Raw genomic sequence first — 1,674 nt, forward strand, 5'->3', positions numbered from 1 at the left:
CGGTTGCCAGCGCGCCTTCGGCGCCCGCCAGGAGCTCGCCGCCATGGCCGGCGAGTTCCGGGGCGCTGGCCGCGCCGACGCGCAGGCGGACCAGCGCGATGCCGCGCGCGGTCTCGATCGCCGACTGGGCTACGATCTTGATGAAGCGGCGCGCCGCCGATTCGATCTGGTCCTGCGGGCAGCCGACGAGCAGGATGGCGAAACTGTTGCCGGCATAGCGTACGAGATGGTCGCGCCGGCGAGTGACCGAGCGCAGGCGCTCATGCACGGTGCTGATGATCTCGTCCGTCGCCTCATGGCCGAAATCGTCGTTGAGGCGCGCGAGCTCGTCGATCGCAGCCACCAGGACGACCACCGGCCGCTGGGCGGGGAGGTGCTCGCGCAAGGTCGCGTCGATGCGTTCCAGCAGGGCGGGGCGGTCGCAGAGCTCGTTGCCCAGCCGATCGAGCTCCTCCGCCCTGGCGGCGCGCTCCAGCCTCAGGACGCCGCGTGCGGTGGCCGGGCGGCCGTCGCTGCCGGCGAACCAGCGGCCGGTATCCTCGACCCACATCTTGCGGCCGGCGAGATCGACGGCATAGCGGGTGCGGTAGATCACGCCGTCGCCGCGATCCTGCTCGCTGGAGCCGAAGATCGCATCGTAGCGGCTTGCGCCGCTGCCCGGCTCGACCAGCCCGGCGAAGGCCAGGCCGCGCTCGAGGACCTGCTGCGGGATCGGACCGAGCACCTCGGCGACATTCGGCCCCCAGCTCAGGGCGTCGCTCCGGGCGTCCCAGCCGTAAACGACTTCGCCGATCGAGGAGAGGATGTTGCGGGGATCGACTGAGCCGCCGTTCTGGAAGCTGAAGATCGATGGGGTCGGCATCGCTCGGCCTCGAAGGGACAGAGCTACGCGGCGCCGTTCTGGTGCTTCGTCGCCCGTCCGGATGATGGGAAGTGCTTCGAAACGATGCGACAATTTCGATTAACGCTGCGTTAAGGCTGGCCACCCGATTGCAGCCTGAGCTCCGTCACATTGCGTTTGTGCCGGAGTGAAACATGGCAAGGGCCGGAGTTTGGCCGGGGCAGGATGCGGCCCATGTCAACGCATCGGGGCTGCTGCTGCTGCAGGCCGCCGCGGCGCGGGCAGAAATCGGCCCCTTCGCGCGGCAGGCGATCGCGACGCCTCAATCCGCCGCGGGCTGCTACCGGGCTGCGGCGCAGCTCGTGCCGCGTGCCCGGCTGCCGCGGCCGCGCCTCCGCCCCCGGGGCTGACGGACCGCATGCAAAGAAAAACCGGCCTTGCGGCCGGTTCACATGCGCTGTCGCTGGAGCGGCATCGCTGCCGCAGCCGGCTCAGGCGTCGGTCTTGACCTTGAGGACCTGACGGCCGCGGTACATGCCGCTCTTCAGGTCGACATGGTGCGGACGGCGCAGCTCGCCCGAGTTCTTGTCTTCGATATAGGTGGGCTGCTTCAGGGCGTCGGCCGAGCGGCGCATGCCACGCTTCGACGGCGACGTCTTTCTCTTCGGAACGGCCATAGTACTCTCCATCGTGCCGCCGTCTGGATGCGCAGGCCGGTCAAGGCCACGCCTCCGCCACGGCGACGGATCAATCTCGTGAGGCGTTGCCCATACACCGTCGGGGCGCGCATGGCTAGAGCTGAATCCGGTTTTCTTCGGAATGACCGTCGGATC

At 69.0% G+C, this 1,674-nt stretch carries 3 protein-coding genes; 1 reads left to right on the forward strand and 2 read right to left on the reverse strand.

Translation table 11 applies throughout. From position 1 onward, the window contains the following. The coding region (locus ACIPIA_RS15720; protein ID WP_400510913.1) for a GGDEF domain-containing protein at positions 1-862 on the reverse strand (862 nt) is incomplete at its 3' end. Positions 863-1,035: 173 nt separating this feature from the next. Here ACIPIA_RS15720 and ACIPIA_RS15725 point away from each other — a divergent pair. Further along, entirely contained in the window at positions 1,036-1,251 is a 216-nt protein-coding gene (locus tag ACIPIA_RS15725; protein WP_400510915.1) for a hypothetical protein, read from the forward strand. 81 nt (positions 1,252-1,332) lie between these two features. Here the strand turns inward: ACIPIA_RS15725 and rpmF are convergent, their stop codons facing one another. Next, the gene (gene rpmF, locus ACIPIA_RS15730) at positions 1,333-1,518 is read right to left on the reverse strand and encodes a 50S ribosomal protein L32 (RefSeq protein WP_047582212.1); all 186 of its coding nucleotides are present in this window, start codon (positions 1,516-1,518) and stop codon (positions 1,333-1,335) included. Between the last annotated feature and the right edge of the window lie 156 nt (positions 1,519-1,674).

The sequence above is a fragment of the Allobosea sp. CER48 genome (assembly GCF_044752385.1).
In the GTDB taxonomy this organism is placed as follows: domain Bacteria; phylum Pseudomonadota; class Alphaproteobacteria; order Rhizobiales; family Beijerinckiaceae; genus Allobosea.